General features: G+C 72.3%; 11 protein-coding genes and 2 pseudogenes. 5 read left to right on the plus strand and 8 right to left on the minus strand.

Annotated features, from left to right (window positions below):
• Positions 1-2,762: hypothetical protein (locus tag ACFCY1_RS32310; RefSeq protein WP_375876863.1), on the minus strand; the 2,762-nt coding region annotated here is incomplete at its 3' end.
• Between the two features lie 15 nt (positions 2,763-2,777).
• Positions 2,778-4,208, minus strand: coding sequence for a hypothetical protein (locus tag ACFCY1_RS32315; protein ID WP_375876864.1), 1,431 nt, complete (start codon positions 4,206-4,208; stop codon positions 2,778-2,780).
• Between the two features lie 277 nt (positions 4,209-4,485).
• Here ACFCY1_RS32315 and ACFCY1_RS32320 point away from each other — a divergent pair.
• Positions 4,486-5,307 (plus strand): annotated as a pseudogene (locus tag ACFCY1_RS32320) (IS5 family transposase); the annotation flags it as partial.
• Positions 5,308-5,353: 46 nt separating this feature from the next.
• Positions 5,354-5,764 carry a hypothetical protein gene (locus tag ACFCY1_RS32325; protein ID WP_375876865.1) on the plus strand — a complete coding sequence of 137 codons (411 nt, stop codon included), beginning with the start codon at positions 5,354-5,356 and terminating at the stop codon, positions 5,762-5,764.
• Between the two features lie 477 nt (positions 5,765-6,241).
• Here ACFCY1_RS32325 and tgmC read toward each other — a convergent pair whose 3' ends face one another.
• From tgmC to tgmA, 3 genes are read right to left on the minus strand one after another with little or no spacing between them, the layout of a single operon-like run.
• Complete coding sequence (gene tgmC, locus ACFCY1_RS32330) at positions 6,242-7,390, minus strand: ATP-grasp peptide maturase system methyltransferase (protein ID WP_375876866.1); 1,149 nt, start codon at positions 7,388-7,390, stop codon at positions 6,242-6,244.
• Positions 7,387-8,358, minus strand: a complete 972-nt coding sequence (gene tgmB, locus ACFCY1_RS32335; protein WP_375876867.1) for an ATP-grasp ribosomal peptide maturase — start codon at positions 8,356-8,358, stop codon at positions 7,387-7,389. Before tgmB ends, tgmC begins: the two co-directional genes overlap by 4 nt.
• A 3-nt stretch (positions 8,359-8,361) precedes the next feature.
• Positions 8,362-8,643 carry a putative ATP-grasp-modified RiPP gene (gene tgmA / locus ACFCY1_RS32340; protein WP_375876868.1) on the minus strand — a complete coding sequence of 94 codons (282 nt, stop codon included), beginning with the start codon at positions 8,641-8,643 and terminating at the stop codon, positions 8,362-8,364.
• Positions 8,644-9,453: 810 nt separating this feature from the next.
• Here tgmA and ACFCY1_RS32345 point away from each other — a divergent pair.
• From ACFCY1_RS32345 to ACFCY1_RS32355, 3 genes and pseudogenes are all read left to right on the plus strand, one after another.
• Positions 9,454-10,020 (plus strand): hypothetical protein, encoded by a 567-nt coding sequence (locus tag ACFCY1_RS32345; RefSeq protein ID WP_375876869.1) that lies wholly within the window; start codon positions 9,454-9,456, stop codon positions 10,018-10,020.
• 4 nt (positions 10,021-10,024) lie between these two features.
• Positions 10,025-10,153, plus strand: a pseudogene (locus ACFCY1_RS32350) (AAA family ATPase); the annotation flags it as partial.
• Between the two features lie 63 nt (positions 10,154-10,216).
• Complete coding sequence (locus tag ACFCY1_RS32355; RefSeq protein WP_375876870.1) at positions 10,217-10,849, plus strand: SMI1/KNR4 family protein; 633 nt, start codon at positions 10,217-10,219, stop codon at positions 10,847-10,849.
• 115 nt (positions 10,850-10,964) lie between these two features.
• Here ACFCY1_RS32355 and ACFCY1_RS32360 read toward each other — a convergent pair whose 3' ends face one another.
• The 3 genes from ACFCY1_RS32360 to ACFCY1_RS32370 all read right to left on the minus strand — a co-directional run bounded on the left by ACFCY1_RS32360 (position 10,965) and on the right by ACFCY1_RS32370 (position 14,319).
• A complete protein-coding gene (locus tag ACFCY1_RS32360) occupies positions 10,965-12,116 on the minus strand; it encodes a B12-binding domain-containing radical SAM protein (protein ID WP_375876871.1) in 1,152 nt (383 codons plus the stop codon).
• A complete protein-coding gene (locus tag ACFCY1_RS32365) occupies positions 12,070-12,927 on the minus strand; it encodes a hypothetical protein (protein ID WP_375876872.1) in 858 nt (285 codons plus the stop codon). The genes ACFCY1_RS32360 and ACFCY1_RS32365 overlap by 47 nt, the downstream gene beginning before the upstream one ends.
• A gap of 114 nt (positions 12,928-13,041) precedes the next feature.
• Positions 13,042-14,319 (minus strand): hypothetical protein, encoded by a 1,278-nt coding sequence (locus ACFCY1_RS32370; RefSeq protein WP_375876873.1) that lies wholly within the window; start codon positions 14,317-14,319, stop codon positions 13,042-13,044.

Raw genomic sequence — 14,319 nt, forward strand, 5'->3', positions numbered from 1 at the left:
GCGCCGGTGGCGGGGTCCCAGATCCGCACCGTTCCGTCGTCGCCAGTGGTGGCGAGGCGAGGGGAGCCGTCAGGGGCAGTGAACACCGCCACCGCGTTCACGTCGCCGGTGTGGCCGGTGAGGGGGTCGCCGACCTGCGCGCCGGTGGCGGGGTCCCAGATCCGCACCGTTCCGTCGTCGCCAGTGGTGGCGAGGCGAGGGGAGCCGTCAGGGGCAGTGAACACCGCCACCGCCCGCACCTTGCCGGTGTGGCCGGTGAGTTGCAAATGGAGCTGTCGTCGCTGGACAGTACCGGCGATCAGGGTGAGTGGCCATTTCCCGGGATCGTGGGCGCTGGTTTCGCCGGGGGGTGGGGTGCCCTGGATGTAGGTGCTGCCAAGTCGGCGCCACCACCGGCGCCACGCTCTGTTGGTGGCGGGTTGGTCGGTGCCGCTCGCACGGTGGGCTTCGTGCTGGAAGAAGACGGTGCCGGCGATGGCGGTCGGCAGTGCGCGGCTGGGCAGGCCGTAGTTGAAGGCCGCGGTGGTGATGCTGGCTAGGTCGAGGGCGTCGAGGACGTCCGGGTGGTCGGCGAGGGTCTCGAAGGCTCCGGCGGTGTGGCCGAGGCGGGCGTGGGCGGCCAGGTGGTAGCGGATGTACGGGCTGAGCTTCGGTGGCCGGGTGGGGGCGCCGCAGTCTCGGGTGCGCAAGGCGTGGCGGGTGAGGTTGGTCGTGATGGCGGCGTGGTCAGGGGCGGTGTAGGGGGCGGTGATGAAGTGCTCGGCGAAGGTGCGGTGGGCGAGGCGGTAGACCGCCTGGCCGTGTTCCTGGTCGAGGACGAGGTAGGGGGCGGCGTGGCGAACCAGGCCGGGGATGCTTTCGCTGATGCCGTGCGGGGTGGTGGTGAGGGCGTCGGCGGTGCGGGCCCAGATGCCGTCCTGGTCGGGCAGGCCGCGGCCCTGGGCGAGGCCGAGTGCGTGCAGAAGCGGGATGTAGTGGGGGTTGGTGCGGTGGAGGCGTTTGAGGGCGCGGGTGAAGAGCTCGCGGTGGGTGCGGCCGATCAGCGGCGTGGGGTCGGTGATCAGGCGGGGGTCGTTGAGGAGTTCGTGGGCGGCGAGGCGGGCGTAGAGGAACTGCTGCGGCTGGGCTCCGGTCTGCTGGTGGTCGGCGACGAGGCGGCGGACGGCCGCGGCGATGTGCACGTCGTCGGCGTGCAGGGTTCCGCGGCGCCTGGCGGTGTCGAGTTTGGCGCGCAGGTATCCGGCTAGGGCCTCCCGGTCCTGCGCCACGTCGACGCACTCAATGCGCGCGTCCTCCCAGGCGTCCGGACCGTTCGGCCGGGGCCGGAGGGCGACGAGGATGTCCGTGTCGGTAGGGACCGGCTGGTCGGGGCCTTCACGGGTGGAACGGCGGGTGCCGACGATCAGGCGCACACCCGGCAGTGCGGCGAGGGGCCGTAGGAGGGTGTCGGCGATGACCAGGGGCTGCTCGGCTTCGTCGAGGGCGTCGAACAGCAGGGTCAGCGGGGCCTGGCGGGTACGGAGCTGTTCGACGAGCCGGGTGGCGAGGTCACCGGGAGGCAGGCCACCGAAAGCCTGCCGGGCAAGGTCGGGGAGGCCCACTGCCGATGCGATGAGGTGGACGACGTGGGCGGGGGTGAGCCCCGAGAGATGGGCGACAAGGTCGAAGGGATCGTCCGGGCACGGTGTTCCGGCCGGCAGCGGGGACAGGTGGCCGTGGCGGACCAGGACCTCGCGCAGACCGGTTCGGGTGTGGAGGAGGACATGGCCGAGGAGGGCGGACTTGCCGGCCCCGGCGGGGCCGGTGACGACCAGGGCGCCGCGGGTGGCGGTGGTCAGCCAGTGGAGGATCTGGTCGCGTTCGATGGTGCGGCCGTGGAAGTACCAGGCGAGTTCGCCGAGTTCCGCGCCGGATGCCTTGGGCAGGAAGTGGCGTTGCTCGTCGACCGGCAGCTGGTCGATGACGGCCTGGAGTTCGGCGAGCTGGTCCAGCGGGGCCGACACGGCGGTGGCGGCATCGGGGAGCAAACGAACAAGTCGGTCGTGGTCCTCGTCGACGGTGTCCGCGCGGTAGCCGCCCAGTTCCCGGGCGAGGGCGATGCCGAGGGTGGCGAGGCCGATGGACCGCTGTCCGCGGAAGGTGACGGTCAGGGCCCGTTCGAGGGCATGGGTGAAGGCCCCGAGTTCGGCGTAGCCCTTGGCGGCGGTGGACAGCAGCAGGTAGCGCCGGGTGTCGGGGTATCTGGTGAGGAGTTCGATGTGGACGGCCTGGGCGAAGCTGCGGGAGTAGCAGGCGTCGAGGACGACGATGGCCCAGTTGTCGGCGTTGTCGGGGTGGAGCTGGCGCTCTCCGATGGCGTGGGCGATGTCGTAGGGGGAGACGCCGCTGCTGTTCAGGGCCTGGGTGCGGCAGTGGGCGAGGCTGTTGGCGCTTCCGTGGCCGAGCCAGTAGAGCATCGTGTTGCCGGCGTGCGGGGGCTCACTCGCGCCGCTCCAGGTGCCGAGCCGGTCTTCGACGGCCTGCCGGTGGCGCTCGTCGTCCGGGACCGTCCAGGTCTTGAGGCGTAGGCCGTAGGGGGCGAGCAGGTCGGCGACGGCCCGCACGTGCGTCTCGGTGTCCAGGTCGGGGTGGTGGCGGTAGGCGGTGAAGTTGACCGGAAACAGCTCGACCGCCCCCAGGCCGGTGCCGTCATCGCCGGCGGGCGCCCCTGCGTGCTGTGCGGACGTGAGGGGTGGGTCGGCCGGGGCGTCGGGGGCGGTCATGGCGGGGATCCGGGTTCAGGCGTCGGGCGGGCCGGCGAGGACGAGCTGGGTGAGGGGCACGTGGGCGCCGGTGTCGAGGACAACGCGGTACAGGTCCGGCGTGTCGGGGGTGAAGCGGGCTGACAGGGCGCCGTCGGTGCGGTCGGGGTCGCGCCTGAGGGTGAGGGGGTGGCCGGGGCGGCCGGTGGTGGCGCTGTGGACGGTCAGGCGCACGCCCGCCGGGGTGGCCAGGCCGGTGACGTGGAGGGCGAGCGCCTCGCCGACGGTCCCGCCGAGGTGGGGGGTTTCCAGGCCGGGCCCGTCGCCCTCGCCGGCGCCGGCGAGATGGGCGCCCTGCGGGCGTTCCAGGGCGGTACGGCGGATCTGTCGTAGGACCTCGTCGTGGCGCATCAGCATGCTGTGCTGGCCGAACACGTAGGTGACGGCCTCGGTGCCCAGGCGGGCGGACGGAACGTGGACGGTGCCGTCGCCGGAGGCGTCGCGCCGGACCGGGATACCGGTGTTCGGGTGGCGCAGGAGTTCGCGGTCGTCGCCGATGTCGAAGGAGTGCCGGCGGCCCACCGCGACCACGCGGCCGGCGCGCTCCATCTCGTCCAGCGCCTGCACGGTGGGCTGGGCCTCGCCGATGATCGCCCGGTGTCCGGGCAGGGTGAATCCGTGCTCGCGGTAGCGCGCGTGCTCGGCGAGGGAGCGCGCGGCCAGGTTCTCGTCGCCGCCGAACCGGGCGACGTCCCTGGGGGTGAGCCGGTCGACGTCGAGTCCTCGGTCAAGGCAGCGGTAGCCGGGCAGCAGGTCGTGGACGCCCGGGAGCGTCGCCGCCAGCGCCTGGAGGCGTCGCGCCAGCCAGCCGGGCTTCGACGAGGATTGCAGCAGGTTGAGCGTGAGGACGCAATTGGCCGAGCCGAGGAACGGGGTTCCGACGGTGATCACCGCCCGGGTGTCGGCGGCCAGCTCCGGGTCCTGCTCCAGGGCGGCCCGCACCACCAGCCCTCCCATGGAGTGGGCGGCGAACAGCAGCCTGGGCTGGCGCTCGCCCGCCGCGCGCCACTCGGGCCGGGCCGTCACCTGCTCCCGCCACCAGGTCAGGTGCGCGCGGGCCCGCCGGGCCAGGAGGGCCCCGTTGTAGGCGACGGCCAGGCGCCAGTCGTACGGGAACGGCAAGACCGCGTCCGGGGCCAGGGTGACGTTCTGCAGAGTCTTGCGCACGTCGGTGTAGGGCTCGATGCCCTTGAGGACGGGAAGCCACCACGGCACGGTCAGCAGCGCGGTGGCGCGGATGCGGGTCAGTGGGCCCCGCCGGGCGGTGGCGGCGTCGGCGGCCTGCTCCTGCGGTTCGGCGTGCAGCGCGTCCAGCAGCCCCGTGCCCGCCGGCCGGTCGGTGAGCACCTTCGGGTCCGCGCCCCACAGCGGACGGCCCGTCGCGGTGTCCTCAAGGACACTGCCCATGATTCCCGGCACCACGATGCAGGCGTCCCTAGTCCGGTCGTCGAAGACCCGTGGCATCCCGGTGTGCGGCACGACACCAAGGCGCCAGCTGGGTTCATCCCCCATAGCTCCCATGCCACTTGACGATAGTGGAGCACACTGGCTGGCGGCGTCGGCTTCGCTGGAAAGGGCCTCAGAGGGTGTTCTGCGAGTCTTGGGCGGTTCTCGTAGTCCTTGAAGGCAAGTTGTCCGGTTCCGGTACTTCATGGCGGGCCGTCGGCGCGGTGTGCTGACGGATGTGGGTGAGCGTCCTGCGTACCCGAACGACCTGTCGGATGAAGCCTGGGGGCTGATCCGGCCGGTCCTCACCGCGTGGAAGGCGAGGCATCCCTCGGTCAGCGGCCATGCGGGCCGGTACGAGATGCGGGAGATCGTTAACGCGATCCTCTACCAGGCCCGCACCGGATGCCAGTGGCGCTATCTGCCCCACGACCTGCCACCCAAGAGCGCGGTGTACTACTACTTCGGTACATGGCGTGACGACGGGACCGCCGAGACCATCCACGACCTGCTGCGCTGGCAGGTCCGCGAAAGCCGCAGGCGACACGAGGACCCCACCGCGGTCGTCCTGGACTCCCAGACCGTGCGGGCCTCGACGAACGCGCCGAAGGAGACGACCGGACTGGATCCCGGCAATAAGAGCCCGGGGCGCAAACGGGGCATCGCCACCGATGTACTCGGCCTGGTCATCGCCGCCGTCGTGGTCGCGGCGAGCGTCCACGACAACGCGATCGGCATCGCGCTGCTGGACAAGGTCGCCCAGAGCGCGCCGACCGTGACCAGGGCATGGGCGGACGCCGGGTTCAAGAACGCCGTGGTCGAGCACGGCGCCGCCCTTGGCATCGATGTGGAGATCGTCCGGCGTGATCCCGGCGCACGCGGGTTCACACCCGAGCCCAGACGGTGGGTGGTCGAGCAGACCCTGGGCACTCTCATGCTCCATCGCAGGCTCGCACGTGACTACGAGGCGAAGCCGGCCAGCTCGGTGGCGGCGATCCACTGGTCCATGACCGACGTGATGCTCCGGCGGCTCACCCGCGCCGCCACCTTGACCTGGCGTGACCCGCCACCGTGGCATCCGCCACCTGTGACCGGCAGGAGCATCGATGAGGGAACTCCTGGACAAAATCGAGTCCCGGCAGCGGCTCATCCGCGAGACAGTCGAACAACTGCGTGAGCGGATCGCCCGTCTCACCGAACAACTCGCGGCCGCCGAAGACACCTTGAAGCGTCTTGAGATCACCCGGGAGACCATCCTGGAACTGGCGGCCGAGACCGGCACAGAGCCGCCGGAGTCGCTGCCGCCCGGATACCGCGCGATCCTGGCGGTCATCGAGGCATCGGAGGAAGGACTCCGGGCCAAAGACGTCTGCCAGGCGATCGGCCTCGCCCCCGAGCCACGGCATATCGAAGGCACCCGCGCCAAGCTCAAACGCCTGGTCAGCCGCGGCATCCTCACCGAACCCGAGCCCGGCCTGTTTACCCTTACCAACCCGACACCGGCCACCCAGACCTGAACTCCGGCGAAGCCTCACAGAACACCCTCTCAGTGCCTTGGCCGCCTCGTGTGCGCACCACATGGCGGCCCGCAGTGCGACGAAGAGCATGCTGTAGAGGATCGATGCCGCCAGCATCGCGAAGATCGTGCTCTGGAGCGCGAGCAGCTGCTCGATGACGTGCGTTCGCTTCACGACCTTGACTTCGAGGACGAACACGGCGAAGCCGACCAACGTGCTCGCAAACACGGAGAAGCTGAATACCGGAAGCACCGCGTCGGCGGAGCGAACCTCCATCCGCAGCGCGGTCGAGATCCGCCGTCCGGACGCCACCGCGTCGAGTCGCCCTGCGCTTCTCTGGTGAGCTTGCGCGTGGCCGGCCCTCCGGATGCCGTGGTCGCTAACCGCCACCAGTGTCCCAGGCGTTGCCGCGCCGAGGCTGCTTCCGTTCCCGACACGTCGCCCTCCTCCGACACGGACCCCGCGTAGGCAGCGCGATCACACCGGCAGGTGCCAGACGGGTCCGTCCTCGTCGCCGAGCCAGACCCGTTGTCCGTCGCCGTCAACGGTGATGCCGAACCGCTCCTGGTGCGGTGCGCCCGCCGCCTGCCAGGTCTCGACCGCGTCCTCGACCTGGTCCCACAGGCGCAGCGGGCCGCGCTGGGTGACGATCCATCCGCCGTGGCCATCGGGTTGGGTGCGGGCTTGGGAGCCGGTGGCGTGGTCGATGAGGATCTGCTGGTCGCCGGCGTCGATGCGTTCGGCGGAGGGGGCGGCGAGTTGGGCGACCCAGGTGCCGGTCCAGGTGGTGATGGTGGCGGGGTCGACGCGAGTGGGGCGTCGGTCGCCGGGCAGCAGGGTGGGGTTCTGGCGCGGGAGGCGGTCGTGGGGGCGGGCGATCATGAAGCTGGTCCAGCCGGGCAGGAAGCGGCCGGTTGCCTCGCCGGGGTCGGTGACGGTCAGCAGGGCGAGGGCGTAGCCGTACTGCCAGCCGGAGAAGGTGACGAGGATCTTTCCGCCGGGCCTGACCTGGTGCAGCCAGGGGTAGGGCAGGGTGCGCACCGCGCAGGTGGCGATGAGCCGGTCGTACGGGGCGGCGGGCTTGTGGCCGGCGAGGCCGTCGCCGATGGCCAGGTGCGGGGTGTAGCCGGCGGCTTTGAGGGAGGTGGCGGCGCGTTCGGCGAGGTTGGGGTCGACTTCGATGCTGACGATGTTCTCGTCGCCGAGGCGGTGGGCGCCGAGCGCGGTGGAGTAGCCGGTGCCGGTGCCGATTTCCAGGATGCGGTGGCCGTCGTGCACGTCGAGTTGCTGCCACATGCGCAGGACCAGGGAGGGCAGGGTGGACGAGGAGGACGGGGATCCGGCGACCGGTTGGTCGGTGTCGGCGGGGTGGACGTGGCCGTCGAGCTGGGTGACGAGGGTCTGGTTGGTGTAGACGGCCTTCAGCCAGCCGTCGCCGTTCTCACGGACCGGTTCGTAGGAGGTGGGGAAGGAACCGGGGACTTCGCGGAAGTAGTCGCCGATGAAGGCCTCGCGCGGTACGGCCGTCGCGGCGGCGCGCCAGAGCGGGTCGGTGAGGCCTTCGTCGGCGGTGAGCTGCCGGACGAGGGCTGCGCGCAGGTCCGCGGCGGCTGCGGTGGTGGTCATGCGGCAGGGCCCTTCTGGAGCTGGTCGGCTATCGCCGTGGCGATGGCGTCGGTGGTCGGAGGCGGGAAGAACGCCCACTGCCCGTTGCTGTTGCATTCGAGGAAGTGCCAGCAGCCGTCGGTGGTGACGGCGAAGTCGAAGGCGCCGTAGACGAGCCGGAAGTGCTCCAGGTAGCGGGCCACGGACCGGCGCACGGGGGGTGGGACGTCGATCGGGGTGTGGGTGACCAGGTCCTGGCGGCGGCGCCAGTCCAGGTCGGGGCTGTCGATGCGGACGGCGAAGAGCTCGCGGCCCACCGCGGTCAGCCGTACGTCGTGGTCCTTGGCCAGGCGTGCCTGGAACAGGTGCGGGCAGGCGGCGACGGCGTCGGTGATCTCGTCCGGGGAGACCTCGGCGACCCAGGCCTGCACCGGCCGGCCGTCCTCATCCGTGTAGGGGGAGTTCCACAATGGCTTGTAGACCGCCCCGCCGGGCTGCTCGGCGCAGAAGGCGCGCGCCTGCTCGGGATCGGTGGTGACGATCGTGTCGGGGACGGCGAAGCCGGCCGCGAGCGCGGCGTCGAGCTGGGCGGGCTTGTGTTCGGCGGCCCGGATCCGCCAGGGGTGGTTCACGTAGCGGGCGCCGGGCAGCGAGGCGAGGACGCCACCGACTCCCCACTGGGCCTGGGCGCGGGCGAACTCGGCGTTCTGTCCGTCCATACCGGCCGGTGTGGCCCAGCCCGAGGGACGCCGGTACCAGACCGCGCGGACCCGGTCGAGGTCGAGGGCGCGGCTGGCGGTGGCGAGGGTGCCGCGTCGGCCGGCCGCGCTGTAGCGGGCGGTCAGCACGGCGCCCTGGTGGAGGTCGGCGCCGGGATCCGCGCGCACGACCGGCACCTGCCGTTCGGCCAGGATCCGTAGCACGATGTCGGCCGTCGGGTCGTAGGCGCAGGTCAGCACCAGGACCGCCGCCTGCCGGTCACCCGCCACGGTTCAGCTCTGGTCCTGGTCGTTGGACGTCACGGTGTCGACGTCGGTCGGCTGGGCCTGGCCACCGCTCTGCCCGTCCCCGCCACCGCCGCCGGTGCTCGTCGGGCCGGTCTGGTCCGTGCTGGTCCCGTGCTTGCCCAGCTCGACGGTGCGGCCCTGCTCGTCGTGGAAGACCGCGACCTGGGTGTCCGGGTCGATGACCGGTGTCAGGGCGGGCCAGGGCGGCGTGTCGGAGTACGGGCGCATCCGGGTGGTGCCCCACGGGGCGGTGACGGCGTTGGGCATCCTGATCTCTCCTGCACCTGATACGTGACGCTGGCGATGCGATTGGTGACCATCGGTCATCATGCCGGTCGGCGGGACCCGCTGGGTGGCGTTTTGCCGAACTGCCCTTCAGAGACGCCCCGGGCATGCCCCTGGGGGCGGCGATGGGCAGAGGGCGAGGACGGGTGTGCCAAGGAGTTCGAGCGGCCGACTGCTATGCGGCCGGCCAGCCGTGGTGCGCCAGGCCGCCGGGGTCGGTGAGGGTGTCGTGGATGCCGGCGGCGGGGTAGGGGATGAGGTCGTCGGGCAGGTCGTCCTCGGCGAACCAGCGCAGGTCCAGGCACTTCTCCGGTTCGCGGTTGACGGGCTCCCCCTCCCACGCGGTGGCGAGGCAGAACAGTCCGAGGCGCAGGGTCGCCGGGTCCTGGTGGTGCCGGCGGTGCGGCGGGGGCGGAGGTCGGTGTCGAGCTGGTGGAGGCGGTCGGCGGCGAGGGCCAGGGCGAGGGCGCGGCCGCGCATCGTCGCGGCGGCGGCGCGTACGGCCTGGCCGTAGGGGGTGGCGGTGTGGACGGTGTGTCCGGCCTCCCGCAGGGCGCGGGCGGTGGCGGCGACGGCAGTGGACTTGCCCAGGCCGCTGGGCCCGTCCACGGTGAGCAGCAGGCCGTTCACGCGGTCACCTCCCGGCGGGCCGCGGTGGTGCGCCCCACTACGTGCGAAGACGGTGTCGCCGAGTTTCAGCAGCACCTGGATGCTTGACTCTGGACGGTTGTCGGATACTGCCCGCGCGGGGGTGGACGCTGCGTCCGAGTGCGTGCCGCGTACGGTCAGCTCATGCACGAACAGCGAGACCAGGGACAGGTCGACGGCGAGGAGAACCGCGGGCACACCGCGCCTGCCGATGTCACCGACGCGAGCGCCAAGGCCGAAGCGGTGGTATTCGTCTGCGCGACGTGTGGTGTCCCACTGACGGGGCCGCTCACACGGCTGCCAGCGGTTCCCGAGGCACCGTTTTACGCGTGGTGGGACGCCGACGAACCCGGTCCATCGCCGGCGACCGTGCCGTCAGGCCACTATGCGGTCGAGACCGAGCCGTACGGCGCGCCCCTGGTCGTCGCCGACGTGCCCGGCCCAGTAATGCCGCGCCACGGCGTCCACTACAACGCGGACGGCAAGCCGCTGGTGTCGAAGGGCCCCCGAGGCAACTTCGTCATCAACCCGGACGACGCCCGCGGCCTCGAATTGCGGCACGCGTCCGCCGCCTGCTGCGGAGCGACCCCGAACGGCGGCATGAACCAGCGGTGCGCCTGTGGAACCCTTGTGGCGACCCTTTGCTCCGACTGCTGCCTGCCGTACGAACTTCACCTGTCAGCCGACCACGTCCGCGCCGTTCACACCTGAGGCCGACCCCCGCCTCTGCGCGGCCATCGTCGACCGCCCCACCTTCAACAGCACCGTCATCGAGACCGGCACCGACTCCTACCGCCTCGCCAGCACCCGCGCCCGAGCCGAACAGCAGCAGGCGGTCGGCTAACCCCGCTCCCACCTGGTCAGGCCCCCGGCCCACCTTGACGGACGTGTGCGGCAGGATGACGCCATGCCCCAGCAGACATTGCCCCCGTCGGAGTCATGGCGCTGGATCGATTCCTGGCTGGCGACGCACACTCCCTCCGGCCTGGCGTTGCTGAACCCGCCAGCAACACCCAGCGAACTTCAGGACGCCGAACAGACCCTCGGCATCCCGTTGCCCGGCGATCTCGCTGATTCCCTGCGGTGCCACAACGGGCTGAGCACCTGGGCGACCGTCCTGCCCGAGCAGTCTCCTCTGTCGGTGAGCGGCATCGTGGACCGCTGGCAGACCTGCATGGACATCGCGACCGAGAACGACGGTCTGACCACCCGCCCCTGGGACGACGAACCCTGGTGGCACCCGTTCTGGGTGCCCTGGGCCGAGAGCTCCGACGGCGGCTCACAGGTGATCGACCAGCGTCCCGGCCCGGACGAGGGGCGACTCGGCTGGGCCGGCCACGGCGGCGGGGGCGACTTCACCGACTCCTGGCCCGGCCTGGCAGGACTGCTTCACGCCGTCGCGCGAGCGTTCCACAGCGGTGGAGATGTCCGCGGACTGCACCCTTACCTCACCGCACAGGGCGAGCTGTGGTGGGACGAGGAGAACTGCCACGAGCTGGAAGGTCAGCCGCTGACACCCGCCCCGATCGGGCTGTCCTGACTGTTAGTCACAGACTCGAATCCACCCCCGCTGCTCTTACTTCTCACCGACACCGAGACGCGGTCACAGCACCTCGCGCTGCCAGCTCTCACCAACAATCGCTCTTCGTTCTCACCTACGCAGCCAAGCCGAGGATGAAGTACCCCTTCACGCCGATGCCCTTCTCCAGCAGGCGGCGGGCGACGGTGAGGGTCATCGCGGGGGTGATCCGCTTGTCCATGGCCTCCAGGACCCGGGCGGAGCCGGATTCGATGCCGAGTGCGACCTCGCGCAGTCCGTTGGCGCGCAGCCGTTCCAGGACGGTGTCGCTTTCGCGGTCGAGGACGTTGATGCGGCCGGTGGCGTCCCACACGTACCTCTCGCCGACGCGTTCGGCGGCGAAGGCGTCCAGGGCGGGGTGGATGACGCGGCGGGCGCCGAGGAAGAGGTCGTCCACCGCGCGGAAGGCGGTGCAGCCGAGGTCGGCGTGGAGCCGGTGCATCTCGGCGACGATGTTCTCGGGGGTGCGGGTGCGGATGCTGACCTCGGGGTTCATGGAGGCGGCGGCGCCGCAGAACCCGCGCTCGTAGGGGCAGCCGCGCGAGCACACCAGGTTGGCCTCGATGCGGCCGTCGGCCGCCCGGTGCGGGTCCTGGGTGAGGAAGCGGCGGTCGAGGGCGAGGGCGTTGATGTCGGGGGCGAGCCAGCGGGCGGTGTCGCCGCGTTGCGGGATGCCGCAGGCGGTGGTGCCGAGCAGGCGGTCGCGCCACATCACCTTCGGCAGTTCGCGGCGCCGGTGGAGGTCGCCGAGCAGGGCGGTGACCCGGGTCTCGCCCTCGCCGATCACCAGGGCCTCCAGGCGGGCGAAGCGTGGGTCGTCCAGGACGTGCCGCGGGTCGGCCTTGGCGTGGTGGCCGCCGGCCATCAGCGCGATCGCCGGGTCCAGGGCGGCGGCGATCCGCGCCGTCAGTTCGTAGGTCGGGGCGAGGAGGTTGAACGCGGCCCAGCGCGGCCGCAGCGCGTTGACGGTGTCGATGGTGCGCCGGACGCCGAGTCCGTGGGCCTCGGCGTCCAGGATCCCGACGTTGAAGCCGTGCGCGGCGGCGTGGGTGGCGATGTAGCCCATGCCGAGGACCGGCAGTGTGTAGTCGTTGACGCGCGGGCGCAGGCCGTAGTCGCGCAGCGGGGCGTTGACGAACAGGCAGTCGAGGGAGCGGTGCGGGTCGGCTCCGGCGACCAGGTCACGGGCGGTGCGGGTCTGTTCCTCCGAGCTGATCGGTGCGGGCATGGGCCCCCCAGGTGAGTGTCGACAGGGTGAGGGTGTGCAGGTGGCGCGGTTCTCCGCCGGCCAGGCGGTGCCAGTGCGCGCCGAACAGGGCCTCGGTCCTCTTCGGCTTGTCGGCGGCGGGCCAGGGGTGGTCGGGGGCGATGCGGGCGGCCCAGGTGCGGACCGCGAGGTCGGCGTGCGGGTACACGGAGAAGTCGCCGGTGAAGTCGGCGGCCGCCGCGGCCGCCGTCCAGGGCCCGATCCGCGGCACGGCGACGAGCACGGCGGCCAGGGCCGGCGCGTCGAGCTGTTCCCAGCGAGTGCGGTGCTCCTGGTAGGCGCCGGCGGCCGCGCGCAGGGCGGTGCGGTGGAACGTGGTGCCGACGGCGGCGAACTGTTCGTCGGTCAGGGCGAGGACAGTTTCGGGCGTTGGTGCGGTGCGGAGGGCTGGGTCGGTGCCCGGCAGAGCGGTGCCGTGGGTCGCGCACCAGCCGCGGTAGAGGCGGCGGGCCTGGTCGGCGCGGACGACCTGGCGCAGGACGGCGGTGGTGATCGCGTCCCACAGCCACGGGTTGGCCACGCGCACGCTCGGCCCGAGGCCGCGCAGGCCGGTGAGGAGTGCGGCCGGGACGGTGCCGGGCAGCGACGCCGGGTCGGTGGTGACGAGGGTGGGCTTGGTGTCCTCCGTGCCGTCCACGCAGGCCAGGTCGAGGCCGTCGGGGGTGAGGGTGGCCAGCCAGCGGCCGTCGGCGGTGCGCAGGGGGCGCTGCCGGTGGCCGGTGGTGGGGTTCTCCTGCCAGGCGGGGTGGTCGGTCGTCAGGACGGTGTGCACGGGACGCTCCTTGCCTCGGGTGCCGAAGTGGCCGCCCCAGCTTGCCAACTCCGGGCGGGTGCCGGGGCCGGTTCGGCCGGGGACGGTGGCCCGGGGTGCCGGGTCGGGTGCCGTTCAGAGGCGTCCGGGCAGGAGGTCGATCACGCCGGTGGCGGCGAGGCTTCGATAGAGCGCCTGATGCTCGGCGTCGGTCATCCGGCGCGAGTGCACCGAGGCCTCGCCGCCGGCGGGCACGGGCCAGGCGGAGACCGGCGGGATCAGGTCGGTGGCGGCGTGGGCGGCGGCGGTGTACGGGCCGCGCAGGACGAGGGTGGTGGTGCTGGGCAGCATGACGGCCCGGTGCACGAGGGTGGGCGCCAGGGTGTAGGCACTGCCGGGGAGCTCGGTGGTCGTGACGGCTGGGCGCAGGCCGCGGGAGCTGAACGGTCCGCCGGCGCAGCCGTCGGCGCGGCCGCCGGTGTGCAGGAAGACGGTGTGGAGGCAGCCGCCGGCCAGGACCCGGGCGGCGAACGGGTAGGCGTGGTCGTGCGGGAGCAGCTGGTTGCCGGGGCGCGGGTTGGCGTTGAGGCGGATCTCGTACCCGAGGTCGTCCGCCTTGGACAGGACGAGCCGGTCCAGTGGCGGGGTGGTATGGGAGGCCTCGTACCGTTCGGCGGAGAGGACGGTGGTGGTGACCAGGTAGGACAGGCGGCCGCGGTCGGCGGCGAGGCGGTGGAGGACGCCGGACTGGGCGTGGATACGCGGCAGGTCGGCCGTGCGCAGATCGGGGACGTCCTCCAGGCCGGGGCCGGCGGTCCGCCCCGCACCGGTCGGGCGGCTTCTGGTCAGACGGGTACGGGCGTCGTCGGCGGCGGCCCGGTACTCGCCGGGGTTCAGCCGTACGGTGCCCGGAACGTCGACCGGGACGTGGGACGCGACGAGCTGCGCACTGTCGGGGCAGCCCGTGAGCCGGGTCGTGGCACCGGTGTGGAGGAGGCAGAGCTGACCGGCGTCCAGGGTGCGCAGGTACTGCGGCCGGTCGTGGTCGACGTCGTCCCGGTCGCGGTAGAGGGCGAGGTCCAGGACGCCGACGAGCGGGAGGACGGTGGCGGCTCGGTCGGCGGGCCGGGGCTCGGCGGCGGCGGTGCCGTCGGGCAGGCGCAGGTGGATCGCCGGGTGGCCGTCGCGGGGCGCGGCGAGCAGGAGCATGGTGTGGCCGGCGGCGGTGTGGGAGCCGGCGGCGAGGGCAAGGGGGTCGGCTTGGTCGAGCAGGTGCAGGGCCAGCTCGGTGGCGGGGGCGAGCCAGGCGTCGGTGACCAGCTGCTCGGGGTGGGCGGTCAGGGTGTTCGGGTCCAGGTCGGCCAAGCCGGCGAGGTTGGCGAGGTCGGTGCTCTGCGACGGGGCCATGGGCAT

Origin of the sequence: Kitasatospora sp. NPDC056273 (genome assembly GCF_042268845.1) — a bacterium.
Lineage (GTDB): Bacteria > Actinomycetota > Actinomycetes > Streptomycetales > Streptomycetaceae > Kitasatospora.